General features: G+C 70.8%; 18 protein-coding genes and 1 pseudogene. 7 read left to right on the top strand and 12 right to left on the bottom strand.

Annotated features, from left to right (window positions below; genetic code table 11):
- Positions 1 to 23: 23 nt before the first annotated feature.
- Positions 24 to 185: pseudogene (locus tag G6048_RS12815) on the top strand (peptide deformylase); the annotation flags it as partial.
- 44 nt (positions 186 to 229) lie between these two features.
- On the opposite strand, the gene G6048_RS12810 reads toward G6048_RS12815, so the two are convergent.
- The 3 genes from G6048_RS12810 to G6048_RS12800 form a co-directional block, all read right to left on the bottom strand.
- Entirely contained in the window at positions 230 to 886 is a 657-nt protein-coding gene (locus G6048_RS12810) for a response regulator transcription factor (RefSeq protein WP_165339631.1), read from the bottom strand.
- A gap of 139 nt (positions 887 to 1,025) precedes the next feature.
- Positions 1,026 to 3,260 carry an MMPL family transporter gene (locus tag G6048_RS12805; protein WP_165339630.1) on the bottom strand — a complete coding sequence of 745 codons (2,235 nt, stop codon included), beginning with the start codon at positions 3,258 to 3,260 and terminating at the stop codon, positions 1,026 to 1,028.
- 263 nt (positions 3,261 to 3,523) lie between these two features.
- A complete protein-coding gene (locus G6048_RS12800; protein WP_165339629.1) occupies positions 3,524 to 4,147 on the bottom strand; it encodes a TetR/AcrR family transcriptional regulator in 624 nt (207 codons plus the stop codon).
- Between the two features lie 191 nt (positions 4,148 to 4,338).
- Between G6048_RS12800 and G6048_RS12795 the strand changes: the two genes are divergently transcribed.
- The 3 genes from G6048_RS12795 to G6048_RS12785 are packed head-to-tail and all read left to right on the top strand — an operon-like array spanning position 4,339 to position 7,969.
- A complete protein-coding gene (locus G6048_RS12795; protein ID WP_328825786.1) occupies positions 4,339 to 5,685 on the top strand; it encodes a flavin-containing monooxygenase in 1,347 nt (448 codons plus the stop codon).
- Positions 5,682 to 6,560: an SDR family NAD(P)-dependent oxidoreductase gene (locus tag G6048_RS12790; protein ID WP_165339628.1), complete on the top strand. Its 879-nt coding sequence runs from the start codon at positions 5,682 to 5,684 to the stop codon at positions 6,558 to 6,560. The genes G6048_RS12795 and G6048_RS12790 overlap by 4 nt, the downstream gene beginning before the upstream one ends.
- Positions 6,557 to 7,969, top strand: a complete 1,413-nt coding sequence (locus G6048_RS12785) for an aldehyde dehydrogenase family protein (protein WP_165339627.1) — start codon at positions 6,557 to 6,559, stop codon at positions 7,967 to 7,969. Before G6048_RS12790 ends, G6048_RS12785 begins: the two co-directional genes overlap by 4 nt.
- 27 nt (positions 7,970 to 7,996) lie before the next feature.
- Here G6048_RS12785 and G6048_RS12780 read toward each other — a convergent pair whose 3' ends face one another.
- From G6048_RS12780 to G6048_RS12760, 5 genes are all read right to left on the bottom strand, one after another.
- Positions 7,997 to 9,070 carry an AraC family transcriptional regulator gene (locus G6048_RS12780; protein WP_165339626.1) on the bottom strand — a complete coding sequence of 358 codons (1,074 nt, stop codon included), beginning with the start codon at positions 9,068 to 9,070 and terminating at the stop codon, positions 7,997 to 7,999.
- Positions 9,071 to 9,203: 133 nt separating this feature from the next.
- Complete coding sequence (locus G6048_RS12775; protein ID WP_165339625.1) at positions 9,204 to 9,617, bottom strand: PIN domain nuclease; 414 nt, start codon at positions 9,615 to 9,617, stop codon at positions 9,204 to 9,206.
- Positions 9,614 to 9,874, bottom strand: coding sequence for a type II toxin-antitoxin system VapB family antitoxin (locus G6048_RS12770; RefSeq protein ID WP_165339624.1), 261 nt, complete (start codon positions 9,872 to 9,874; stop codon positions 9,614 to 9,616). Before G6048_RS12770 ends, G6048_RS12775 begins: the two co-directional genes overlap by 4 nt.
- A 144-nt stretch (positions 9,875 to 10,018) precedes the next feature.
- On the bottom strand, positions 10,019 to 11,323 hold the full coding sequence (locus tag G6048_RS12765; protein WP_235989647.1) for an alginate lyase family protein: 1,305 nt from the start codon (positions 11,321 to 11,323) through the stop codon (positions 10,019 to 10,021).
- A 303-nt stretch (positions 11,324 to 11,626) separates the two neighbouring features.
- Complete coding sequence (locus G6048_RS12760; RefSeq protein WP_165339623.1) at positions 11,627 to 12,199, bottom strand: DUF3455 domain-containing protein; 573 nt, start codon at positions 12,197 to 12,199, stop codon at positions 11,627 to 11,629.
- Between the two features lie 398 nt (positions 12,200 to 12,597).
- On the opposite strand from G6048_RS12760, the gene G6048_RS12755 reads away from it, so the two are divergent.
- Entirely contained in the window at positions 12,598 to 14,016 is a 1,419-nt protein-coding gene (locus tag G6048_RS12755) for an RtcB family protein (RefSeq protein WP_165339622.1), read from the top strand.
- Between the two features lie 27 nt (positions 14,017 to 14,043).
- Here G6048_RS12755 and G6048_RS12750 read toward each other — a convergent pair whose 3' ends face one another.
- A complete protein-coding gene (locus tag G6048_RS12750) occupies positions 14,044 to 14,505 on the bottom strand; it encodes an archease (RefSeq protein ID WP_165339660.1) in 462 nt (153 codons plus the stop codon).
- Between the two features lie 102 nt (positions 14,506 to 14,607).
- Entirely contained in the window at positions 14,608 to 15,027 is a 420-nt protein-coding gene (locus G6048_RS12745; RefSeq protein ID WP_165339621.1) for a CBS domain-containing protein, read from the bottom strand.
- A 200-nt stretch (positions 15,028 to 15,227) separates the two neighbouring features.
- On the opposite strand from G6048_RS12745, the gene G6048_RS12740 reads away from it, so the two are divergent.
- Together G6048_RS12740 and G6048_RS12735 are read left to right on the top strand one after the other, a co-directional pair.
- A complete protein-coding gene (locus G6048_RS12740; protein WP_165339620.1) occupies positions 15,228 to 15,878 on the top strand; it encodes a phosphoribosyltransferase in 651 nt (216 codons plus the stop codon).
- 510 nt (positions 15,879 to 16,388) lie between these two features.
- Entirely contained in the window at positions 16,389 to 16,946 is a 558-nt protein-coding gene (locus tag G6048_RS12735; protein ID WP_165339619.1) for an Rv1733c family protein, read from the top strand.
- Between the two features lie 116 nt (positions 16,947 to 17,062).
- Here G6048_RS12735 and G6048_RS12730 read toward each other — a convergent pair whose 3' ends face one another.
- Together G6048_RS12730 and G6048_RS12725 are read right to left on the bottom strand one after the other, a co-directional pair.
- Entirely contained in the window at positions 17,063 to 18,106 is a 1,044-nt protein-coding gene (locus G6048_RS12730) for a rod shape-determining protein (RefSeq protein ID WP_165339618.1), read from the bottom strand.
- A gap of 152 nt (positions 18,107 to 18,258) precedes the next feature.
- Positions 18,259 to 22,590, bottom strand: a 4,332-nt coding sequence (locus G6048_RS12725) for an SAV_2336 N-terminal domain-related protein (RefSeq protein WP_165339617.1), incomplete at its 5' end; no start/stop codon positions are given.

Below are 22,590 nucleotides of genomic sequence, written 5' to 3'. Positions count from 1 at the left end.
AGCGGGAGCCCGCTTCGGCGCCGCTCGCACGATGCCTGCAGCACGAGACCGACCACCTCTTCGGCCACACGTATCTCGACCGACTGTCCAAGCGCGACCGCAGGGACGCGCTGCGGCAGATGGAAGACCGCCGCGAGGACGTCTTCGCGCACCGCGCGACCAAGGCGGCCCGCCTGGGCCAATGAAGAAGCTCGCTGGCAGTGGCGTGGGGTGCACGTCATCTGGTGATTCAGCGGCTGAAGGCGCGGCCGGCCGGCAGTCCGGGGCTGACGAGTCCGCTCTCGTAGGCGATCGAGACCAGGTGAGCGCGGGAGGAGGCGCCGAGCTTCCGCAGGATCCGGTTCACGTGGGACTTGACCGTGAGCGGGCTGATGCTGAGCAGGTGTGCCAGCGTGCTGTTGTCGGGCTCGGTCGCGACGAGGGTGAGTATCTGCCGTTCCCTGGTGGAGAGTTGGTCCAGCATCTGGCTCGGAGGGGCGGCGGCGACCCTCGTGCCGGTGGACGGCGATGAGACGACTGTCCCGCCCCGGCCGATCAGATCGAGTGCCATCACGAAGGGGGCGGCCTCCATCTGCCGGTCGAGGACGCCGGTGACGCCGGCGCGCAGGAGTGGGTCGACGTCCTCGGCGGGTGTGTCACCGATGACGGCGAGCGTGGTCCGGGCTGCGGCTCGGCGCAGGGACAGCAGGGTGGTGGTGTTCGGGGAGGGGGCCAGGGCCATGGCGTCGATGAGGAGGATGTCCGGCCTCGCGGACGGCAGTTGGGCCAGAGCATGGGCGAGCTCGGGGATCTGTGCCTGGACGGTCAGGAAGGCGGAGTCCTCGATGATGCGCGCGTAGGCCTCGCGCAGGAGGGCTGGGCCGCCCGTCAGGAGTACCCGGTGCATCGTTCGTCCTTTGGGTCGCCTAGGGGAGAGTTGAGGAGGGGAGGGGGGATTCGGGCGGTGGCGGTGCCGCTCGAGGTGGGCTCGCGATGTGGCCGGCGCCGCGAGCCCACCGGATGGATCCGTACGTACCCGGGTGTGCTCAGGAGACGGGCTGGGGTTCCTTGGCCCCCTCGGCTTCCTTGGCTTCCGTGTCGTCCGCCGATGTGGCCTTCTGCAGGCTGATGCCTTCGATGTCGAGGTCCGGCAGGACCCTGTCCAGCCAGGCCGGCAGCCACCAGGCGCCCCGTCCGGCGAGGGCTAGTACCGCTGGTACGAGCGTCATGCGGACGGCGAAGGCGTCGATGGCCACGCCGACCGCCAGGGCGAACGCGATGGGTTTGATCAGGGCGTCGTCGAGCGGGAAGAACCCGGCGAAGACGGTGAACATGATCAGTGCGGCCGCGGTGACGACCCGTGCGCTGTGCCGCGCACCGTCGACGACCGATTGGCGGGCCCGGCCGGTGTGAGCCCATTCCTCGCGCATCCCGGACACCATGAACACCTCGTAGTCCATGGCCAGTCCGAACAGCACGCCGATCAGGATGATCGGCAGGAAGCTGACGACGGGGCCGCTGCTGGGCACACCGAGTACGCCGGCCAGCCAGCCCCACTGGAAGACGGCGACGACCAGGCCGAGCGAGGCGCCCACCGAGAGCAGGAAGCCGACGGCGGCCTTGACGGGGATGACCAGCGACCGGAAGACGATCATCAGCAGGAGCAGGCTGAGGCCGACGACGATGGCGACGAAGGGGAGGAGGGAGTCGCTGAGCCGGGTGGAGATGTCGATGTTGACGGCGGTGGTGCCGGTGACCGCGATGGTGGCGCCGGTGGTCTCACGGATGTCGGCGTCCGTCGCGCGGATGTCGCGTACGAGCTGGTCGGTGCGGACGCTGTCCGGGCCGGACTTGGGGAAGACGGTGATGACGCTCTGTGCCGGGTCGCTGGTGGGCTGGGGCGGCAGCACGGCCTGTACGTCCTTGAGGGTCCGCAGCTTCTCGGCCACCTGGGCGCCGGCCTGTGAACTCGCCGCACTCGTACCGTTCTTGGTCTCGGCCAGTACGAGAAGCGGGCCGTTGAAGCCGTCGCCGAACTTGTCGCTGATCGTGTCGTAGGCCTTGCGCTCGGTCGAGGCGTGCGGGGCGGAGCCGTTGTCGGGCAGGGCCAGGCGCAGGTCCGTGGCGGGCAGGGCGAGGGTCACCAGGATGCCCGCGACGGCCAGCACCGTCAGCAGCGGCTTGGCGATGACCAGCTTGGTCCAGCGGGCACCCAGGGTGGGGCGACCGGCGTCCCCCTCGGTGTCGGCGGCCCGCTTCGCGGCGCGGCTGCCGGGCTTGGGGGTGAGCCGGGAGCCCGCGAATCCGGCGACGGCGGGTACGAGGGTGATCGCGGCCAGTACGGCGATGAGTACGGCTCCGGCGGCCCCGAGCCCCATCGTGGTCAGGAACGGGATGCCGATGACGCTCAGGGCGGCGAGCGCGATGATCACGGTGGTGCCGGCGAAGACCACGGCGCTTCCTGCCGTGCCGGTGGCCAGCGCGATGGATTCCTTCGGGTCGGCTCCGCGGGCCAGTTGCTGGCGGTGGCGGGAGAGGATGAACAGGACGTAGTCGATGCCCACGGCCAGGCCCAGCATCAGGGCGAGCGTGACGGCCGTGGACGAGATGCTCACCGCGGGGGCCAGGGCCAGCAGCCCGGTCAGACCGACCGCCACACCGATCAGCGCGGGCACCAGCGCCATGCCGGCGGCGAGCAGTGAACCGAACGTCACGACGAGGACGAGCAGGGCCACGGCCACGCCGATGATCTCCGCCGGACCGACATGAACTCCCTTGCTGCTGTAGACGGAACCGCCGACCGAGGTCTTCAGCCCGTCTGCCTCCGCCGCCTGGGCCGCGTCCTCGATCGCGTTCACGGATGAGGTACGGACCTCCGCGTTCTGCACCGGGTACTGGACCTGGACGATCGCCGTGGTTCCGTCGGCCGAGACGGCGCCGGTGGCGCGCGGAGCGGCGACCGTGCTGACCTGAGGAGCCTTCTCGGCCGCCGTTACGGTCCGGGAGATGGCCGCGGCGTAGGGCGCTTCGGTTATCCGGTGGCCCTCGGGGGCGGTGAAGACGATCTGGGCATTGGCGCCCGAGGCTTCCGGAAGGGTCTTGCTCAGGCTGTCCAGCGCACGCTGCGACTCGGTGCCAGGCACCGTGAAGCGATCGTCGAGCTTGCCGCTGAAGACGCTGACGCACGCGATGAGCGCGGCCAGGACGAAGAGCCATATGCCCAGGACCAGCTTGCGGTGCCGGTAGGCGCTGAGGCCCAGCCGGTGGAGCAGTACGGCCATGACGAACTCCCTAGGTCGGGTGGGGGCCCCGCTCGCCTGGTCGCGGACACGGGCGGCGGAAGCGGGCGGGACGCCGGTCGGACTCCGGCCAGTTGACATGGGCCGATACCGACCGGCGACTTGGTCGATGGCTCGACTTTATCACTTGCTCAAGTCGATCGAACAAGTCGTGCGACTGTTGTGTGAGTCACCCTCGTATAAACAGACTCGGGCGCACCCGTGCACGTACGTGCACGGGTGCGCCCGAGTCGCGCGCTGTGCCGTCAGCTCGCCGGAATCGACACCAGCTCCAGTCGGCCGCCGGCCATGGCCACCACGGCGGACACGAAGGCCTGGAGGCAGGTGTGTTCGGCCTCCTCGTCGGGGAGTGAGAGGTGTTGCATCGTGAGGCCGTCGAAGCCGGCGAGGAAGAAACGCGCGATCGTCTCCGCGGGCTGGGCGAGGGGCTGCCCGGTGCGCTCGGCCGCCTCGGTCACCAGCCGCGCCGTCACCTCGTGCACACCCCGGTGGTGGTTCTCGAGTGCCTCGCTCAGGGCGGGGGTGCGGAGCGCGAATTGGGTGAGTTCCGCGAGGAGTTGATGGCTGGCGGGCTGCTCGCGCACCGTGCGCCAGAGGGCGGCGGCCAGGGTGCTGACCGTCTCCTCGAACCCGGCGCCGGCCGGCGCCGCCGCCTCGACCTGGGCGATCAGATCCTGCGCGAGCTGCTCCATCACGGCGCGGTACAGCCCTTCCTTCGTGCCGAAGGTGTAGTGCACCGTTGCCTGGGCCACCCCCAGCTCGGCGGCGATGGCGCGGGTACTCCCGGCTGCGACTCCTTCCCTCGTCATGAAGTCGATGGCCGCTTTGATCAGCTGGGGGCGGCGCTCGGCCGCGGGAACGTGAGCCATGACTGCATCATACCGACTGAGTCCCACGAACAAGTCGTGCGAACAAGTCGGATCGCGCACAGACGGATGCCGTGCCGGTGGCGCGGCCGCTGAGGTCCGGTCCCTGGCCGCGCGGGTCAGTTCCCGCTGAACGGCGGGTGCATACGTTTCCTGCAACACCCGTGAAGCGGGACGAACGAGGAGGCAGGTCCGTGAAAGAAAGCCAGTTGGATACGTGCGTGATCGGGGCGGGACCTGCCGGTCTTGCGGTCGCCAGGGCGCTCGCGGAGCGGAATCTGCCGTACACGCATCTTGAGCGGCACTCCGGGCCCGGCGGCATCTGGGACATCGACAACCCCGGAAGCCCGATGTACGAGTCGGCCCACTTCATCTCCAGCAGGACGCTGTCAGGGTTCGGCGGTTTCCCGATGCCCGACCACTTCGCGGACTACCCGCCGCACCGGCAGATCCTGTCGTACCTGCGGTCCTTCGCCGACGCCTACGGCCTGACGGACCGCATCGAGTTCGGCGTCGAGGTCGCGAACGTCGAGAAGAACGCGGACGGCACGTGGACGGTCACCCGGGCCGACGGGCGGGAAAGCGCGCACGGTCAGGTCGTCGTCTGTACGGGCTCGCAGTGGCACCCCAACATCCCTGAATTGCCGGGGGAGTTCAGCGGAGAGGTCCGGCACACCATCGGCTATCGCAGCGCGGATGAGCTGCGGGGCAAGCGGGTCCTGGTCGTGGGCGCGGGGAACTCCGGCTGCGACATCGCCTGCGATGCGGCCCGGACCGCGGACCGCGCGGTGATCAGCATGCGGCGCGGGTACTGGTTCATCCCCAAGCATCTGTTCGGCCGGCCGGTGGACACCATCGCCAACAGTGGGCCGCACCTGCCGATGTGGCTGGCGCAGCGCGTCTTCGGCGGGCTCCTTCGGATCATCAACGGCGACCCGACGCGGCTGGGGCTGCCGAAGCCGGACCACAAGCTGTTCGAGACCCACCCGGCCATCAACTCGATGCTGATCCACCATCTCCAGCACGGCGACATCACCGCCAAGCCCGGGATCGCCCGCACCGAGGGTCAGACCGTGTACTTCACCGACGGCACGAGCGACGAGTTCGATCTCGTCCTGCTGGCCACGGGCTACGTCCACAAAGTGCCGGTCGCGCAGCGGTACTTCGGCGACGAGCAGCACCCGGACCTGTACCTGTCGTCGTTCTCGCGCGAGCACGAGGGCCTGTTCGGCGTCGGCTTCATCGAGACCAACTCCGGTGCCTACCAGCTCTTCGACTCCCAGGCGCAGCTGATCGCCGCGTACATCCATGACACGCGTCACCTGCTGCCGAGCGCGGAGCGGTTCGCTCAGATGATCCGCGCCGACCGGCCGGACCTGACCGGCGGGCTGAAGTTCGTCGACTCGCCCCGCCATACCGGCTACGTCGACAGCGCGGCCATAGTGAAGTACCTGGGCAAGGTCGCGAGGCAGATGGGCTGGCGGACCGAGGGCCAGCCGCCGCCCGTACGGTCCCTTCGGCCTGCGGAGGCGACGGCATGAGCAGATTCGACTTCACCGACAAGGTCATGCTGGTGACCGGTGGCGCGGGCGGCATCGGCAGTGCGCTGTGCCGTCGTTTCGCCTCCGGCGGCGCCCGCTGCGTCGTCGTCGACATCGACGGGGTACGCGCCATGAAGGTGGCCGCGGACCTGCCGGGCATCGGGCATACCGGCATCGGCTGTGACCTGCTGGACCGCGCCCAGGTGGAGCTGCTGTTCCAGGTGGTCGCCGATGACCACGGCCGCCTGGACGTACTCGTCAACAACGTGGGCATGACCAACGCGGAACGCTTCGACGTCCGCAGCGTCGAGAGCATCGAGCGGGAGATCACCCTCAACCTGACGTCACCGCTGGTCGCGACCCGGATCGCGATCCCCCTGCTGAAGGCTTCTCGGGACGCCCGGGTCGTCACCACGGTCTCCCTCGGCGGGATCTTCCCGCTGGGCGAGACCCCGATCTACACCGCCTCCAAGTTCGGGCTGCGGGGCGCGATGCTCGCCATCGGGCTCGACCTGAGGAGCAAGGGCATCCTGGCCGGTTCGGTCCTGCCGTCGGCGACCGATACCCGGATGCTGCGTCAGGAAGCCGTGGACGGCGGGAACTCCATGCAGTTCCAGGACCGGCCCCAGCAGCCCGTCGACGTCGTCGCGGCCGTGGTGAGCCTGCTGGACAAGCCCCGGCTGGAGGCCTACCCGCGGCCCGGCGAGTCCCGGCTGGTGCGTTTCGCGATGCTCATGCCGAACCTGCTGCCCAAGGTTTTCCCGCTGTTCCGCAAGCGCGGTGACCGCGGAATGGCCCGCTATCTGGAGGAACTCCGCCGACGGGGACTGGCCCGCCAGAGCGACGGCCGCTGGGAGCTGGTGGAGAAAGCATGACCACGAACGAGACGCTGCGGGTCGTCAACCCTGCCACCGGTGAGCCGATCACCTCCCTGCCCGCCGCGAGCACCGACGACGTCGCCAAGGCGGCCGAGCAGGCCCGGCAGGTCCACGACTCCGGGGTGTGGTCGCGGCTGCCGGTCCGGGAGCGCGGGGCGGTGCTGCTGCGGCTGGCCGACCTCATGGAACGGGACGCCGAGGTCCTCGCCCGGCTGGACAGCGAGGACGCGGGCAAGCCGATCACGGAGTGCCGTACGGGCGACGTACCGGGCGCGATCGAGTCGGTGCGCTGGTTCGCCGAGGCGGCCGACAAGGTCTTCGGCCGTATCGCGCCGAGCGGGCCCGACGCTCTCGGTCTCATGAGCCGCGAACCGGTCGGCGTCGTCGCGGCGATCCTGCCGTGGAACTACCCGCTGGCCATGACCGCCTGGAAGGTCGGCCCGGCCCTGGCCGCGGGCAACTGTCTGCTGGTCAAGCCCGCCGAGGCGACCCCGCGCTCGGCCCTGCACCTGGCCGCACTCGCCACGGAGGCCGGCCTGCCCGAAGGGGTGCTCACGGTACTGCCCGGATACGGCCAGGAAGCCGGGGCGGCACTCGCCCGCGCCCCCCTCGTGGGGGCGCTCTCCTTCACCGGATCCACTACGACCGGCCGGCACATCCTCAGGGCCGCCGCCGAGAGCAACTTCAAGCGTGTCTCGCTGGAGATGGGCGGCAAGAGCCCCCAGGTGCTGATGGCCGACGCGCTCTCCTACGGCGATGAGCTCATCGACAACATGATCGAGTCCGCGTTCCTGACCATGGGGCAGAACTGCACGGCCGGCACCCGGATCCTGGTCCACCACAGCATCGCCGAGGAGGTCCTGGAACGGTTCACGGCCGCGGCGATTGAGCTCGTCATCGGCGATCCGGCCGACCCGCGCACGCAGTTGGGGCCGCTCATCAACCGCGCCGCCTTCGACCGGGTCGCGGGAGCCGTGGAGGCCGCCCGGGCCGGCGGAGCCCAGATCCACACCGGGGGACTGCCGCATGGTCTGCCTCCGCGCGGCGCGTACTACCCGCCCACCGTGATCACCCGAGCCCCCGACGGCAGCGACGTCCTCACCACGGAGTTGTTCGGTCCGGTCGTCACCGTCCAGACCTTCACCTCCGAGGACGAGGCGGTACGCAGGGCCAACGCCACCGAGTACGGTCTCGCCGCCTCCGTCTGGACCCGCGACCTCGATACGGCGCTGAGGCTGGCCCGCGGTATCGAGGCCGGCGTGGTCTCCGTCAACGCCTACAGCGAGGGTGACATCACCACGCCCTTCGGCGGCTGGAAGCAGTCGGGATTCGGCGGAGCGGAGAAGTCCACCGACGCCTTCGACCAGTGGAGCCGGGAGAAGACGATCTGGATCCGCACCCGCTGACCCAGGGCGTGTAACACGCCCTGGACCTCAAAGGCGATCGGCACGCATCCGCTCCCGGAGCCGGCCCGGAGACGTGCCGTGCCAGCGGCGTACCGCGCGGCGCAGCGCCCGTTCGTCGGAGAATCCCGCCCGGCGGGCGATGTCGCGCAGGGTCAACTCCGGGCGGAGGAGGAGCTGTTCGACGCGTTCCCGGCGCACTCCCTCGACGAGTGCCTCGTACGTCGTGCCGCAGTCGGCCAGCCGACGGCGCAGCGTCCGCTCGCTCGTCGCATGCCGCCGCGCCTGCTCACCGAACGACGGCACCACCGGGAGGCTCTGCGCGACGGAGACCTCCAACACCTCCAGCAGATCCTGCTGGTCACGACGGGAAGCCATCTGCGCGTCGAGCGTCTCCAGCGTCGACGCGTAGCTCACCGGATCCCGGCCGGGCATCCGGATACGGGCCCACGCCGGGTCGATGACCATGCGGTTGGTGGGCGTACCGAATCGGACCGGACAGCGGAACAGGGCGCCGTACAGGTCGAGTTGGCGTGGTGACGGAAAAGAGAACTGCACCGCTCTCGGCGCGAAGGCCGGATCGACGGCCAGCCGGGACAGGGTGACCACGGAGGCGTACGCCTCCTCGATCAGGAAGGTGGCCACGGCCGGGTCCATGGCGGGATCGGGAAGATCGGCGCGTATGACGAAGGCGTCGTCCTCCTCGTCCACACCGGCCGACCACACCACCATCGCCCCGGACAGATTCTGGTACTTCACCCCGGTCTCGATGGCGTGCCGCAGCGTGTCGTCGGCCATCAGCGCGAAGCCGAGCAGACCCCACGCGGTCAGATGCTGCGCCGCGCCGACCTTCAGCCCCAGGCGCTCGTCCCCGGTGAGCTCCAGCGCACGCCGGATCAGCGCACTGCCCTGCCGGTACGACACCCGCAGCGCGGCGGAGCGCATGAGCGTCTCGTCCAGTCCCATCTGTTTCAGCAGGGGACGCAGATCGACGCCGCGCTCGTCGGCGACCGCGACCAAGTAACGCAGGATGTTCGGCTGGATCGTCGCCGACGTACTGCGGCTGGTCCCGGAAGAGTCTGCCGCGCCGGGGGCAAGAGACATCGCACTCACCTTCTCCTCGACGACCACCGTAGACAGCCGACATCACCGGCCGCGCACTGTGGCCTCCGAAGCCCGCTGTACGGCCCCTGGTGTCCTGAGCCCGCCTTCCGCGCTTGGTACGACCGCGCGGGCTCTAATGCCTGAGGTCGATCATGCGCACCGGCTGCCCTGTCGTGCGGGCGATGGTTTCGAAGTCGCGGTCGAAGTGGAGCAGGGTGAGGCCTGCTTCTTCCGCGGCGGCGGCCACGAGGAGATCGACGGATCCCGTGCTGCGGTGCTCCCCTTTGGCGGTCAGTTGTTCCTGGACGACGCGGGAGCGGCGGTAGACGCCGTCCGGCATGGGGCACCAGGCGTAGTGGGCGTCGAATGTGGCCTTCAGGCGGGTGCGGTCCGGGGCCGAACGGGCCGAGTACAGGACTTCCAGTTCGGTGAGGTCGCAGATCGCGACGAGGCCGGCGCCGATCCTGTCGTCCCAATCGGCCGTGTTCTGGCGGAGCAGGACGCGGGCGAGGGCGGACGTGTCGATCAGGTAGTCGGCGACGGTCACTCGTCCGCTGCGGTGTCGCGGTCGTCGTCAGGGCCCGTGCTCGTGGGGCGGTACGAGTGCTTGTCCAGGAGCAGGTCGATGTCCAGGGCACCGTCGGCCACCAGTTGGCGGGCTTCTTCGAGAGAGCGCAGCCGCCGGTAGCGGGCCGTGACTTCCCGTAGGGCCGTGTTGATGGTGTCGCGCTTGGTGGTGGTGTCGAGTTCCTTGGCCGCTTCTTCCAGCGCCTCGTCGTCGAGATCGATGACCGTCCGACTCATGATGCCTTCCTCCGCCCGCCGACCGTGTATATCAGGACACCCGGTCGTTTATATACCGGCCAGGTCCGAGCAGTGGAGCCGCTCCTCCCGCCCGCGCATGCAGCGGGGGGAGGGAGACGGCGGTGCCATATGGCGTCCCGCTGGTCAGAACAGCTCCGACGACAGTAGTTCGGCGGCGGGCCGCAGAGTCCAGAGGTCGCCGCCGGGCGGTGGGGTGAGCTGGGGCAGTGCCGCCCGCGCGTTGCGGTCGCCCGCGTCGGCGGCTGCGTGGATGACGTCGTTCGCCTTCCAGATCTCGAACTTGGACTCGGGGTGGGGCCAGGGCGCCGTGCCCGTAGCGGCAGGGAGAAGGAAGTCGACGGCCTTGAACACGCTCTGGCCGTCGGGGCCTTGGTGCTTCCAGAGGTTGACGCCCACGTGCCGTCCGACGTCGGCGAGCCGGGCCAGGGCGAGCAGGTTGAAGGCGGAGTAGTGGTAGCTGCGGGTGCGACGGATTTCCTCCGGCTGGCTGCCGTCCGGGGCGATGCCCTGGTCGATACGGGTGGTACGCGCCTGGAGGACGGTCTCGCGGGCCAGTTGGGGGCGCCCGACGGACAGTGCGATGGCGGCCACCTGCATGTCGGCGAAGGTTCCGTGGTTGTTGACGGCCGCGGACTCCTCCTTGCCGAACTCGCTTGTCGTCCACCAGTCGAGGAACTGGGCGGACCAGGAACGGAATCCGCCATGGTCGGCACGGGTCCAGCCGGGGGCACCCGTGTCCAGGATCGCGGCCGCGTCGAGCAGGCTCGTAAAGCCCAGGGAGAACTCGATGAGACCGGCCGCCCGGCCGTCGTCACCGCAGGGCACGAACTGGGCGTTGATCAGGCGCGGGTTCATCCTCGTCTCCGGGGTGACGAACCAGGTGCGCAGGATGTCGGACGCGTGCCGGGCGTAGGCGGCCTTGCCGGTGTAGTACCAGGCGAGGCTGAGGGTGTAGGCGGAGGCGAAGACGTAGGCACGTTCGGAGTGGTCGGGGATCTGGTCGGCCTCCGGGTTGCGCTGGCCGTCCTTGCTCACATACGGGCAGCCCAACGGGTTGTCGGGCGTCTTCGGTTGGCTCGGCCACCAGTACGGGGCCTGACTCAGGTAGTCGTGCTTGTCACCGCTGGGCGGAGTCTGCGTCTTGTCGGCGACGCTCCAGGGGCCCTGGCCGAGCCAGTTGTCGGCTTGCTCGACCAGGTCGGCGAGGGCGCGTCGCCGCACCGGGTCGCCCTGGTTGAGGCGCTGCTTCGCGTGCACCAGGCGTTTGCCGTCGAGCACGACGGTTCGCGGGGCGTGCTGCCCGGCGACCACCGTGCCGGCCGGGACAGCGGCCGCGGTCGGCACGGCGGCTCCGCTCGGGACCGCGGGGACGAGCAGTGACAACATGGCCGCGCCTAGGGACAGCAGGCCGACGGTACGTTTGTGCATGACGGCTCCTCATCACATGGATGAACGACGTTCACATGCGCACCCGTTGGACGGTAGAAGCGTCACTCGCTGACGGCAATACCCGTGACGTGATGTCATCCGATGAATGGGCGCAACTTGGCCAGTCATTCGTCGTGACGGGCAGCGGGCTTGGCTCTGCATGCGCCGAGAGGTCGGACCTATGGGCGGTGAGCGTGGTCGGGTGGGCTGCAGAGCAAGGACCCCTCGAAATCGTCCGGATATCCAGACGTCCCGAGGGGCCCTGTCGTTGCTGCTTACCGCATCACTTCGCTGCTCACCGCATCACTTCGCGGGCTTGTAGAAGGTGTAGACGGCGGAGTACGGGACGCTGGTCTGGTCGCTGCCCGTGCAGGCGGTGGTGGGGGCGACGCCGCCACTGGTCTTGAGGCGCTGGATGTAGGAGACGTCGGCGAAGACGCCCGTGCCGCGCGTGCCCGTGGACTCCAGGAGGAGTTCGGGGATGGTGCCGGACTTGGGGGAGGTGGCGACGACGGCGGCGTTGACCGCGCTGCCGTCCACCGTGGACACCCAGACGGGGCCGCGGGAGTGGAGGGCGATGGGGCGGTGGGAGCCGTCCTTCTTGTCCGAGAGGGTGGCGGCGGGTTCCAGCAGCTTCCAGGCGCCGTCGGTGCAGGTGTAGGTCTGGACGCCCTTGGCGTTGAAGACGCCGGTGAGCCGGTGGCCGTCGGGGACCTTCAGGGAGTCGGGGATCTTCGGCGTGGCGGCGGCCTTGGTATTGGCGCCGGCGGGCTTCGACGTTGGTGTGGCCTGGCCGGCCGTCGCGCTGATCAGCGTGCCGGCGGTCACGGCGGCTATGGCCGTGGTGGTGAGGATGAGACGTCTGGCGAGCTTCATCAGGTGTGTCTCCAGAAAGATTTTTCTGAGCGTTTCCTGGCTGTGGACGCGAATGCCGTGCATGTCCCGAGTGCCGGGACGGCATGGTCTGGTCCGTCAAAGCATCCGGGGTCCGATAAATGATCTTGAACCCTCAATGGCGCACTGTATCGTCCGGACCGCCGACGAGAACGAGTGGGGGGCACACCCGGCGGCCGGGCCGCCGCGACAAGAGCCCCCACGCGCACGGAAGTTGGACATTCCAGGTGTACGAAGGGCATCACCGCCCGTGCCCCTTCACCTTCCCGATCACGGGCCGCGACCGAACTCGCCAGAAGCCCCGATTCCGCGAACCGCCCCCGGGTACCCGCAGCATGCGGCGCGACGCCACGGCGCACGCACACCCCCGGGAGGCCGCCATGGAACTCACCCTCGTCGAGGAGAATCCGTACCGCTTCCGGATCGAACCCCGAGGCGACATGCGCGTACCGGGCATCGTCTTCGCGTCCCACGACCTGCTCGAGGACGCCGAGAAATCGCTGGAGCAGGTCGTCAACGTGGCCACGCTGCCCGGCATCGTCGGAGCCTCGTACGCCATGCCGGATATCCACTGGGGCTACGGCTTCCCCATCGGCGGCGTGGCGGCGACCGACGTGGACGACGGCGGCGTCGTCTCGCCCGGCGGGGTCGGCTTCGACATCTCGTGCGGGGTGCGGCTGCTGGCCGCCGACGGTGACCGGCGGTCGCTGTGGCCCGCGTTGCCCGATGTCATGGACGGGCTCGACCGGGCGATCCCGCGCGGCGCGGGCCCCGGAGGGGTGTGGCACCTGAGCGGGCCCGGGGAACTGGAGCGGATCCTGGACGGCGGTTCCCGGTACGCCGTGGAACGCGGCCACGGCGAGGAACGCGACCTCACCCGCTGCGAGGACGGCGGCGCGGTCGCCGACGCCGACGGGGCGCAGGTCAGCGGCCGGGCCCGGGAACGCGGTCTCGGGCAGGTCGGCAGCCTCGGATCCGCCAACCACTTCCTGGAGGTCCAGCAGGTAGCCGAGGTGTACGACGAGCGGGTCGCCGCCGCGTTCGGGCTCGTCCGCGACCAGGTGTGCGTGATGATCCACTGCGGTTCACGGGGGCTCGGGCACCAGATCTGCACCGATCACGTACGCGCGATGGACCGGGCCATGAACCGGTACGGCATCACCGTGCCCGACCGGCAACTGGCCTGTACGCCGGTCGACTCGCCCGAGGGAAGGGCGTACCTCGGCGCGATGGCCGCCGCCGCCAACTACGGCCGCGCGAACCGCCAGTTGCTGTCCGACGCCACCCGCCGGATCTTCCACCGCGCCGCCCGCACCCGGCTGTCCCTCGTGTACGACGTCTCCCACAACCTCGCCAAGCTCGAGACCCACACGGTGGACGGGGCCCGGCGCCGGCTGTGCGTCCACCGCAAGGGCGCCACTCGGGCCTTCCCGCCGTGGCACCGCGAACTGCCCGAGGACATAAGGGAGTTCGGCCAGCCGGTGCTGATCCCCGGCACGATGGGCACCGCCTCGTACGTACTGGCCGGAGTGCCCGGCGGCGACGCCTTCCACTCCACCTGCCACGGCGCGGGGAGAGTGATGAGCCGTCACCAGGCCGCGCGTACGGTCGCCGGGAAGGAGCTGCGGGCCCGGCTCGAGCGGGGCGGCATCGCGGTACGCCCGCGATCGCTGCGCGGCCTCGCGGAGGAGACCCCGGAGGCGTACAAGGATGTCAGCGCGGTAGTGGAGGCGAGCGAGGGGGCGGGGTTGTGCCGTACGGTCGCGCGGCTGGTTCCGCTGGGGGTGGTGAAGGGCTAAGGCACCCCTCCCACTCATACTCACCCCTCACACATCAATCGTCACCGCGCACGTCCAGCCGTACGGACCCGGCTCGATGTGCAGTTCATGCCACGACACGGCCTTCGGTACGGCGCCGGTGATCTCCACGGCCGACAGGTCGGCGACGGCCAGTCGTACGTCGACGGCGCTGCCGGGCGTCTCCGTCTCGAGTTCGACGTCCACGGGGACCTGGCCGGGCACTTCGAGGCGGTAGACGACCTCGTCGAGGAGGGCGGCCAGGAGGTCGTCGTCGCAGTTCCCGGACAACTGGGCGCGCTGGACCGCCGTCGGCCGCACGGCGGAGACGTCGGCGAAGCAGTCCACCATCCCGTGCACGGCCTCTACCAGGCAGTTCTCCCGGGTCGTGCCCCACGCCTCGATCCGCACGTCCGCGGTGTGCGGCACCAGCCGATGGCCGCTCTCGCCCTGCGCACGGGCCTGCCTGTCGTCGTACGTCTCGCCGACCATGTTCACCGGGTGCCCCGTTTGTCCCGTACGCATGTGTCGTCGGCACGCAGAAGACGACGAAGGCGACGCCTGCGTGCCGACAGCACCTGCCTTACGGCCGCCCTACCTGTTCGGCTCCGCCTGGCTGATGTCGGCGAGCGCGGAGCGCGGGTCGCGTTCCACGGCCAGGTCGCCGATGCTGAGCGCACCGACGAGGTGGTCCTCCTCCACGACGGGCAGCCGCCGCAGGGCGTGCTCCCGCATCAGCCGCACCGCCTGGTCGATGTCGTCCTGCGGGGAGACGGTGACCAGATCGGTGCTGCACACCTCGCGGACGGGGGTGGCGGCGGGGTCCCGGTCCTCGGCCATGGCCCGGATCACCAGATCGCGATCGGTCACCAGGCCGCGTACGTGGTCCTCCTCGGTGATGAAGACATCGCCGATGTTCTTCTCCCGCATGAGCTTGGCGACCTCGGGGAGCGGGGTCTGCTCGGTCACCGTCACCGGGTCCGCTGTCATGACTTCCCGGACGTGCTGCGCCATGGCTACCTCCGTGTGACTCCCGGGATGAGCACCGGAAACGTGCCTGATGAGCCGGTGCTCGGTCGCTCCGCCGAGTACCCGGCGGATGTTCCTCCATGCACGCGTGAGGAGCCGGCCGCTCGGGTACTCGCAGGCTCGATCGCGGAGGGCCCGCAGGCGCGGGCGAACCTGGCGGACGTGGCGGAAAGAAGGCGGGCATCATGCGTTTCCAGAACCGTCGGCAGGCGGGGCAGGACCTCGCCGCCGCGCTGCTGCGACGGGCGGAAGGCGGCGGTTACGTCGACCCCCTCGTCCTGGCCCTGCCCCGCGGCGGTGTCCCCGTCGCGGCGGAGATCGCGCACGCCCTGCGCGCGCCGCTGGACGTCCTGGTGGTGCGCAAGATCGGCGCGCCGGGGCAGCCGGAGGCCGGGGTCGGCGCGGTCGTGGGCGAGGATCCGCCGGTGTTCGACCAGGAGGCGCTGGCGCTTCTGGACATGACCGAGTACCAGTTCACGCAGGCCGTCGCCCGACAGCGCGCGGAGGTCCACCGCCTGGAGTCGCTCTACCGCGAGGGGCGTCCCGCTCCCCGTCTACGGGACCGCACGGTGATCCTCGTCGACGACGGCCTCGCCACCGGCGTCACTGCCCGCGCCGCCCTCCTCCACCTGCGCCGTCACTCGCCCGCCCGGCTGGTGCTCGCCATTCCGGTCTGCTCCGGGCTCGGCGTCGTACGCCAGCACGAGGCGGACGACGTGATCTGCCTGCATCAGCCCGAGCACTTCTACGCCGTGGGGGAGTGGTACGTGGACTTCGGCCAGCTGTCCGACCGCGAGGTGATCGACACGCTGCGCAGCGTCCACACCAGGGCGTAGCCCGCCGCCGGAGGCACCCCGCGGGGAACGAAGCGACCGGCCACACTCAACCCGCACCCGACAACGAACCCGCTTGCTCAACCCCGGAGGGGCCGGCGCCCCACGAGCGGAGCCGGCTCGTTCGTAGCCCCCGGCTCAGTTCCCGCGCGAACTCCTCGATCAACGCCTGTGGTTCGCCCAACGGGGAGAGAGGAGAGCCCGCAGGGAGCTGCGGCGCCGGCGCATCCCCCGCCGGCACAACCCCCGGCATCGGCTGTCGTTCACCCATGACTCACGCTCGCTTACTGATAGCGCCGCCAGAAGTGGATCAGCGTACGGAATACGGGCAATTGCCGCGTCTCGACCCGCCGTCCGCGGGATGAAGAGCCCTCGGGCCGGCCCGAGGGCTCCGCGCCCGCCCAAGTGCTCCGCGCCGCTCGTGGGCGCACACTGGTAGGACACCCGAAGAGGTGGGTGCCGTCGGTGCTCACAAGGGGGTGCTGGCCGATGGCGAGGACACATCGCACGACGATGAGACTGTGGCGCTGGCGGAGCAACCCGCTGCGACGGCGCGTGGACGTCGTCGAGGCCTGGCTGCTGCTCGGCGCATGGCTGTTCGCCCTGGTGGGCGGTCTGATCGCGGGGCTGGCGACGGCCGAGGTGGTGAGCCGCAGCGTGGACCGGCAGCGCGAGGAGCGCCGCCCGGTGACGGCGCTGCTCGCCGAGAACGCCCCGGAACGGTCGGCGACCCAGTCCGTGGACGACGACCTGGTCTGGGCCACGGTCCGCTGGAAGACACCGGACGGCACGGCCCGCACCGGCGACGCCCAGGTCAAACCCGAAGCCAAGAAAGGCACCCGGACCACGATCTGGACCGACCGGCACGGCACCCTGGTGGCGAAGCCCCTCAACGACGCGGAAGCCGTCCTGCAAGCGGTGTCGGCCGGCCTGCTCGCCGCGACGGGCGCGGGCGGCGCCGTCTGGCTGACCGTCTGGACGGTGCGCGTACGCCTCGACCAGCGCCGTATGCGCGAGTGGGACGCGGAGTGGGAGCGCGCCGACCTGCGCTGGGGCGGGAGGACGGGCTGACCCCTCGCTCAACAAGCCCGGCGCACTCGCTCAAGCCCAGCCCACTCGCTACTCGCTCAAGCCCAGCCCACTCGCTCAAGCCCGGCGCCCTCGCTCGTGTGCCGCGCATGTGCCGCTCAGGCCGGCACCCGGTCCAGGCCCAGCGTGTGGACCCTGCCCTCCAGCATCGCGCCCACGCCGAGGGCGGCGCACACGTCGGGCCGCTCGGCGATATGCACCGGCATGCCCGTCGCGGACCGCAGCATGTGGTCGAACCCGGGCAGCAGAGCGCTGCCGCCGACCATCATGATCCCGCGGTCCGCGAGATCGGCCACCAGATCAGGCGGGCAGTCGCGCAGCACCCTGCCGATCCCGTCGAGCACCGCGGTGAGCGGTGTCTGGATCGCATTGCGTACGGCGGCCGTGTCCACGAGCACCGAGCGGGCGAGCCCCGTGGCCACGTCCCGGCCGTGGATCTCGGTACGGGCGGGCCCCTCCGGGGTGAGACCGTTGCCGGACAGGGCGAGCTGCAAGGGACGTACGGACTGACTCGGCAGCACCAACTCGTGCTCATGGCGCAGATGCTGGACGATCGCGTGGTCGACGGCCTCGCCGCCGACGGGGAGACGCTCGGCGGTCACGACGGAACCAAGGGAGAGGACGGCGACCTGCGTGGCCGCCGCCCCGCACACCATGATCATGGTCGCCTCGGGCTGCTCCACGGGCAGCCCGCAGCCGACCGCCGCCGCGATCAGCGTGTCCACCAGCTCGACCCGCCACGCCCCGAGTCCGACCAGCGTCTCGACCGCCGCGCGCCGGGCGAGCGGGTCGGCGTCGTGCGGCGTACAGGCCGCCGCCCGCAGCCGCGGCTTACGGCGCAGCGTGCGGCGGAGGCGTTCGCCGAGCAGTTGCCGCAGCATCCGCTGCGCCATGTCGATGTCGACGACCGTGCCGCCGGAAACGGGCTTGACGACGCGGATGTAGTCGGGCGTACGGCCGGTCATCCTCTCGGCCAGTTCCCCGACCGCGATCAGCCCGCCGGTCCTCGTATTGACGGCGGCCATACTCGGCTGATCCACGACCAGCCCGGCACCCTTCACGAACACACGGGTCCTCGCCGCCCCCAGATCGACGGCGAAATGACAGCGGCGCAACTGCTCCAGACTGGCACTGGCGGCCATGGCAGATCCTCCCGAGAGCGCAGACCGTGGGGGCCGCGCCGGGTGGCGGGCCTCTTTGGCATCGTGAGGGCGCTGACGAGGAGTCGCCTTTCGAGGTGGGCCGGGTGGGGTGCCGCTGAACGGGGGGATTTGCACGCGCTGGGTGCGAGGCGTCATCTGGGCCAGACGTTGTTGAGGACCTCTTCCAGGGACTCCACCGTCACCGCGCACTCCGTCTCCCGGCGCAGCAGCCCCGCGTGCCGCGGGCTCCGGGCGTAGCCGATGGCGGGCAGGCCGATGGCGCGGGCGGCGGTCAGTTCGGCGACGGAGGAGGCGATCAGTACGGCATCCGAGGGGAAGGTGTGCAGGGCGGTCAGGGCCCGGTTCAGGCAGTCGGGGTTCGGCATCAGGAGGGACAGATCCTCGGTACGTCCGTGGATGCCGCCCCGCAGGGTCAGCGCTCGTGGTCCGAGCGCCGTCCGGACGGCGCTCGGCGCGTTGTCCGCGACGACGGCGACATCACGGCGGTAGGCGCGGAGCATCACGATCAGGGTGTCGGAGCCACGGGTGGGCAGGGCCTCGGCGGCTGCCTCCTTCTCGATCCGGTCGAGCGCTCGGCGCAGCTCGGGGCTCAGGCGGTGCCCCGCGAGCGCGCGCAGCAGATCGAGCGGATTCGGACGTCCTTCCAAGGGTGGCGTCGGCCCGTCCGAGGCCAAGAGCCGCGCACCACTCAGCGCTTCGTCGGGGTCTCGCAGTTCGGCCAGGAGCGCGGTGAGCTCGCGGGTGGCCTGGGACTCCGACTTGTTCATGTCGTACAGGCGGACCAGTGGGCCGTCGAAGCCCAGCAGGACGGCCTGAGCGTCATCCAGGAGGGCGCGCAGGGAGGGGCGACGGACGGAGGCGCGGGCAGACGGCCGGCCGGACAGCCGCACCCGGTAGGTCACCGAGAGGCCCGGAACCGGCCAGGGGGGCAGGTTTGTTTTCAGCAGCCACACCGCCGGGTGCGCCCTGCGCAAGCTCCGAGTGATGCGCCCTCCCTCCTTACGGAAATGACCTAGCAGGAGTCCGGGCACGTCAGAGATGTCGGCCTGGACGAAGGCCACGGGATCGTCGACATGCCAGTGCAGCTCGATCGGCAGCTTGAAAGGATCGTCGCCGTAGCTTGGCAGGGTCATCGTGGTCGTCATCTCATGGGTGGTGAGGTCGACCTCGTAGTACGTGACGAGAGCGCCCGAAGTGCGCTCGCCGGGCGGCCGGGCACCGTCGAGCAGCGTCAGCGAGCCGTCGGGCAAGGTGTGGACGACGGCGGTGCGGCCCCCTGTGGGTGGGTGGACGGAGGTGACGTCGCGGGTGGTGAACGGGCCGCGCACCAGGTCGCGCGACTGCTCGGGCCCCGGTTCGGGTTCGGGCAGGGGATCCGGTTCCGCGGCCGGGCGCGGGAGTTCCAGCGAGCAGTACCAGGCGATGAGCCGGCCTGCGTCCGGCTCCCGGTACAAGGGCCGGAACCGCGCGGGGTCGACGGCGGCGGGGCCGCTCGCGAGCTCCTGATGGAGTACCGGGGAGAGGACGACCGTGACATCCGCCGTGTCGGTGTCGGAGCGCTCCAGCGCGGCCCCGAGGGCGGGCTGGGCGGCGTGCCAGAACGTCGCCCGGACCTTCGGCGGAGGCTGCTCCGACTCCGCCAGAACGGCGGGCAGTTCATGCAGCACGGCGTCCAGCAGCGGCAGCACGGAGGTGCCGGGCTCGGCGGTCACGAGGAAGCCGTCGTCGAGACCGGACAACTCGTACTGGCCCTCGTACTGGCCCGCCGACGACAGCATCCCGGGCAGAGCGTGCCCCAGGGCGTCGCGGGCCCGGGCGCGCTCGCGCCGCTCCGTGAACTCGACGAAGACGGTGGCCCCCGTGCGATCGGCGGTGAGCAGTTCCTGGTAGAGCTCCCGCAACGCCGCGTCGACCGGCTCCCCGTGCTGCCGCTGCCGGCGCTCGGCGTAGGACTCGTACGACTCGATGGCCTCGACGATCCGGCCCTGGCCGCGCAGCGCGAGGATGTGCAGTCGGCGGAAGTCCTCGCGCTCGGGGTGCTCCTGGAGGAGGGCATCGAGATCGTCGGTCGCTCGGGCGAAGTCACCCAGTTCCAGGTCGAGTTCAGCCCGCTGGGCGCAGAGGGTCAGACGCAGCGCGCGCAGGCGGACGCGGGTCGCCTTCGCGGCGGGCCCGGGCACGCCGTCCAGGGGATCGCCGTACCAGAGGTCCAGGGCTTCCTGGGTCAGAGCGCGCTGGGTGCGGGGGTCCTGCTCCTGCGTACGGCGGTTCAGCAGGTCCTCGCAGTGGAGTACGTCGATGTGGTCGCCGGCCGTGTGCAGTGCGTAGCCGTCCTGGAGGGCGGCGAGGGTGCCCGGGCCCAGAGCCTCTCGCAGGGCGATCGCCAGTGGACGGACACGGGCGGCGTCGTCCTCCCAGGGCGGCTCTTCCCAAAGCCCTTGGGCCAGTTCGGCGATGGTCACCCGGCGGCCGTGCCTGAGCAGCAGCATGCACAGCAGGGCCTGCGCCTTGGGGAACGGGAGGTCGAGGAGCCGTTCGCCGCGATGGACGCGTGGCGGGCCGAGCATGGTGAATTTCAGGAAGTCGGCCTCGGTGGCCATCGGCTCGAAGGCGGGCGACGAGGCGAGTTCCCTGACCGACCGGCGGAGGTCGTCGGTGTGCCGGCGGTCGTGCGAGGCATGACGCAGGACCTGTTCGAACCGTGCGTCGATCGCCGTATGCAAGGCCAGGTCCTGGAGCAGCCGGCCGAACTCGCGGAAGTCCGTCGACGCGTCGAGGCCCTCCGACCGCTCCCCCAGTGCGAACCGGCAGATCACGACCGTCCCGTCCGGCCGCAGCAGCAGGCCGTTCCGGCCCTCCTGCCCGCGCACCAGACCACGTGCGTGCAGGGCGTCCAGGCCCGCCGTCACGTCCCGCACCAGCCGGGCGAACAACCTGAAGGACAGGCCGGGTCCGCTTCCCCAGTCAAGTTCGGTCAGGGTCACGCCGTCCACGAACTCCGCCACCAGGTAGGGGGTCTCGCCCTCCACCCCGAAGTCCACCACGGGCACCACATGGGGATCCCGTAGTTCGGCCAGCTGACGGGCCTCCCGCAGGAACCGTTCGTGGGGCTCCGCCTGCTCCGGGTACTGGTGTACCACCACGGGACGGTTCAGTCGTCTGTCCATGGCGTGCCACATCCGCGACGACGCCCCACGCCGCCCGGCCAACCAGTACCGCCCCGCGAACAGCGACGACGACTCCTCGCCCTCGCTCCCGCCCAGCCGCCGCACGCTCTCCTCCCGCACAGCCGCGATCGGATCTCCGCTCGCCGTGGCCCCCTGCCCTCCCGGAGCGGCCACCCGGAACTCGCCCGCCGCCATCCCGGCGCGCGCGTCGATCACCGCCCCCGCCCGGGTGAGGAGTTCTGTCGTGCGGGAATGGGCGGTGCGCGGCAGGGTGCGCAGGAGGACTTCGCGGACACCCGGGCGGAAGACGTACGAACCCGGCGGGGCGCCCGGGGCGGCGCTGAGGACGCCGCTGAGGATGACCTCGGCCAGGTGCTGGGGCCGTGGCTCGGGCTCTGTCGCGGCCTGGATCAGGCGCATGACCGGCAACTCGGGGCTGCCGACGGCGAGATGGCCGGCGAGGCGGAAGGCCTCGGGGGAGGCCAGGGAGCGGAAGCGCAGGACCAGTTCCTCGGGGGAGAGGCGCTCGACGTCGCCGCGTCCCCGCTCGTCCAGCGGAGCCGGAGGCGGCTCCGGCCCCAACACGGCGACGGAACCCGGGAGACGGCCCTTCGCCCCGTCCGACACCAGGCCCGACCAGTGCGCCAGCCACGGCCCCGAGGGCTCCAGGACGGGAAGGGGGAGGGCATCGGGCGGGGCGTCCTCGAATGCGTACGAGTCCACCGTGTACGCCGCGTTGGGCGCCGCCGGTGACGGCGCGGCGATGCGGGCCGTCGCCGCCGGCAGGGCCGTGGTGCGCCACAGACGTTCCGGGAGCGGCTGGATCACCGCGACGGGCATCCTCGCCGTCCAGCGGCGCAGCGTGCCGTACCAGCGGCTGCCCGCCGGGCCCGCGCGCCACTGCGGCCCCATGCAGTCGCTGACCAGGATGGTGACCGTGCGGCCTGCGGCGTACGACGTCGGCCCGCCGGTGCCCCGGATCGTTCCGTCGGGGGCGAGCCGGTGCAGCTCCACCGTGCGGAAGACGCCCGACTGGGCCAGTGCCGTGTGGAGTTCGCGGACCAGCGGGCGCCAGACGGGCATCGTCGGGCCCGCGTCGTACACGAGGTGCAGGGTGAGCCAGCGCTCGGTGGCCGGGCGCAGCACCGGCAGCCACCACTGGGGTGCCGCGCCGAGCCGGGCGATGCGGTGGGCGGTCGCCTCCTCGTCCAGTCCCCGGCCGACGGGGGCGGGGACTCGGCGTTTGAGAGGCCGCAGGGCGCGTTGCAGGGCGAGCGGGCGGGCCAGCATCGGGGG

The organism is Streptomyces ureilyticus, assembly GCF_011045025.1.
Lineage (GTDB): Bacteria > Actinomycetota > Actinomycetes > Streptomycetales > Streptomycetaceae > Streptomyces > Streptomyces ureilyticus.
The sequence above is the reverse complement of the archived record's forward strand: the minus strand, read 5'-3'. Positions and strand labels throughout refer to the sequence as shown.